The sequence below is a fragment of the Mannheimia kashgarensis genome (genome assembly GCF_041807705.1).
In the GTDB taxonomy this organism is placed as follows: domain Bacteria; phylum Pseudomonadota; class Gammaproteobacteria; order Enterobacterales; family Pasteurellaceae; genus Mannheimia.
The window spans coordinates 1-3573 of the sequence record NZ_JBGTYY010000056.1; the positions used below are offsets into that span (position 1 = coordinate 1).

At 43.5% G+C, this 3573-nt stretch carries 2 protein-coding genes; both read right to left on the reverse strand.

The window, feature by feature from the left end; all coding sequences use genetic code 11:
• Positions 1-3247, reverse strand: a 3247-nt coding sequence (locus ACERCF_RS12340) for a TipJ family phage tail tip protein (RefSeq protein WP_373625765.1), incomplete at its 3' end; no start/stop codon positions are given.
• A 2-nt stretch (positions 3248-3249) separates the two neighbouring features.
• On the reverse strand, positions 3250-3573 hold a 324-nt coding region (locus ACERCF_RS12345; protein WP_472853098.1), incomplete at its 5' end, for a tail assembly protein.

A 3573-nucleotide genomic window follows, 5' to 3' on the forward strand; every position in this document is an offset into this window, starting at 1 on the left:
CAAGACTGCTTTCCAACAGGGCTGTCTTCGAAGTCAAGGCTTGGGTTTGCGTTGTCACTGTCCGTTTGTGTTCGGATAATTCCGCCACCACATCAGCTAAGGCATTATCAGGTAACGTTAAGCTCACATCACTTAGCGTAATCGTTGTGCTATCTCGTGGGCTAGTACGATAAATGTGTAGATTATCATTACCGCCATTGCCTACAACCCAATCAAGCTCATTGGGGGTGCCGTCAGCCATTATCTCACCAATCCGATTAACACCTCGTGGCGAGGAGTTGTAAATCAGCACACGCTGTGGTGGGGTAGTTGTCGCCTTGATGATAACTTTTTGCCCTTCTGACAGCGTACGACCAATCGGGTATACTCCAAGCAAAAACGCGGTGGTTGTCTTATTGAGAGTGTCGCTTAATAGGTTTTGGCTCGACATCACATTATCAAATCGTGAGGTGAGACGTTCAACGTTATTAGCTTGATTCGATTGAGCTTGCTTAATCGTTGTTATCTCGCTTGCTGCATTGTCTGTCTGACTCTTAATTTGACCATATTTCTGTGATAAATCACTTGTGGTTATTGCTAATTCACGCACATCTGCCGTCTGTCTACCCACTTTTTGCGTTAGATTAGTTATCTCTTGGGTTTTGGTATGTTCTGACTGTTGCAACACCCCGATATCTTGGATAGCTGACGCAATTTGCTGACGTGCAGCAGTAATATTAGCATTCACATCATTGGTCATTTGCATTCTGGCATTCGCTTCAGCTGCAACTGCAGCAGTTCGTGCTTGTGCTTCTAAGGCGACAGAATTATCCACATTGTTTTGTAATGATTGTATTAGCTCTCGCCCTAACGTACTTTCCGTGATTTTCCCTTGTAGATAGCCTACAATTTTATCTCCCCCTTGCTCTGGCACACCTTCAACGGCTTCAGTAAATGCACCTGCTGTGCTATTTATATTATCCACCATTCTCAACCAAAAATAGTAGGTGCTTGTCACCTCTAAGCCATCGTAGGTATAGCTGTTGGTGGGATACGCTAAACTCACCAATTTACGAGCGGTTTCAAAGCGGTTTTGTTTTGACACCCAAATTTCAATGGCGGAGTTAGGTGGAGCATAAATCGGATTTTTCCAAGATAAACCAATCCCGAATATTTTAGGGAGAGCAACCAGCTCGCTAACAACAAAGTTTATATTAAAGGTTTTACTGACCGCGTCCGATAGTCGCCCTTGCCCATCTTTAGCCCGAATTTCTGCTACATAGTCACCATTTGGTAAATTAGCAAACGCAAGATTAGGCTCTTTCAAATCATCATAAAGTTGATAAAACTTACCATTGCGAAATAATTTAACTTGGTATCTCAATCCTTGTCCTACAAAAGTGGGGGCAGAGAAATTTAATATCACCCCGCTACCATCGACCCCGATTTCTGGACTGGTAACAGGTAGCAAACTATAATGAGTTGTTGCAGGCAACGGTTCAAAGATTGCACTCTCATCTACAATCGCTTCTTTTTGCGGTTCGTGCTGCAGGGCGGTAATGGTATTCGTACCATCGGCATTTTCCACAATCGAAATCGATCGATATAACCCAGATGTAATCTGCTGAGTGGATAGCGACCATACGCCGTAAACCTCTAGACCTGTTGGAGTACTACTAAGGGTGATTTCCGTACCATTTACCGATTGGATTTTGATGGTTGAGTGTGTTGCCTCAGCATTGATATAAGTAAAATAGCTGGCATTATCAATGGTAATTTCACGGTCTAACGTGACTTTTTGCCCATTAATCGCCAGCACTCGTCCGCCAATTTCTGTCCCTGCATAGTGGCTGTCTGCCACACGGATAATATCACCTGGTAAATGCATTAAGCCTTCACGTCCCACAGTAAAGGTAATGGCTTCCTTTTCTCGTTTTTCGGTTTCTAAAATCCATTTACCTGTACGGTATGCTTGCCCACGAGATGTACAGCCAAAGGCAGTTACTTGGCTTAAATTTAAGCCGTGTTTTTTGATTTCTTCATCATCTGAAACATATTCAATCGCTCTTTCATAGCCATTCTTTTTATCCGAATAGGTCACTTGCACTGCATTATGGCGTGATTTGCGAGCAGAGTAGGATCGTTCAAATCCACCAACTACATTAGCATTTGTGTAAGTCCAAACCGGATCACGCGGGCGGTCAATAATGACTGAAACCTCTGTCCCGGTCCAAATTGGAATCGCACGGAACACCGAGCAGAAATCATTTAATAAGTCATAGGCACTTTTAACCTCTGTGAGCCACACATTACAGGTAAAACGAGGCTCTTGTCCGCCCATACCATCTGGCACAAGTTGATCGCAATAACGAGCAACATCATACAACGCCCATTTGTCAAAACTGATTTCAACCCCAAGCATTTTGCTTAAAATCGGAGCTAAATCGTAAATTTCCCACGCAGGGTTATCTGTCCACGCAATCTTAAATGTCCCATCCCAAAAGCCGTTATAGGTACGCGCAATCGGGTCATAGTTACTTGGCACTTTGACTTTTTTCGCTTTAATTAGGTAGTTTCGGGTCGGGATATTATTAAAATACTCCGAATCAAAGCTGATACCAGCAACCGCAGAATTTGGGTAAGTAAATTCGGTGTCGATAATTTCGGTGTAACTGCTCCAAATGGTATTGTTTTGTAGGCGTTGGGATTTGCTATCGTCAGTTAGTCGCTCCACAGAAACATTAAACGGCACGGATGGTAAGTTATCAAACACAATAGATTCCAGATACTGCGAGCTGTATTTACCATTAAATGTGTGAAAATGATCTTTCGCCCCAATTCTGATTTTTAGTTCAACCGTTGTACCATTCGTGTCGCCTTTATCGTTTTGATGGAATAAAGAGCGTACGCCTAGTGTTAAACGCAAACGGCTTATCCGCTCATCGGTTACGGTGCGGACGATTGCACCGTTTTTTTTCTTCACTTCTACACCCACACTCACTTCATTTTGTGAGCTGTCGTAACCGTCTAACACATTTTGGTCTTGCGTACCGACATTTAACTGACCGCTCATATTATTAAAGTTATAGCTGTCGTCATCGTTTTGGATCTGCGTGCCGTCCAAGTAAATCGATTTAAAGCCATCTACCAAGCCTTCAATTTCGCCCTCGCACAGCAATTCCACAATATTCACAATCTGTTTAGAGCGACCGGTTTCCAGTGCTTCTTTAGGAGTATGATTTTTTCTCTTACGACGAAATAATCCCATAATTATACCTCTACTGTCATCGTCTCAACTCCCTGTGAAATCACAAGCGAGCCGGTCCGAATTAAGCCATAAGCCAACGGCACAGGTTTGCCTTGAGCCACCAAGTTATTTAAATTTGAAAAAGCCGTTGAGCTTTCTTTTTCTGTTTCATTACCCATTGTGGGGGCTTTTGGCATTTTGGTGAGCATTTGGGAAACTCCTCCTAGTAACATCGAAGCCCCCATTGCTCCCATCATCATTGCGGAAGAAGCCCCTAGAACTCCCCAACCGACCGGCCCGAGAAAAAATGCGGCTCCAATTAAGGCTACACCTAACACAGCTTGGAA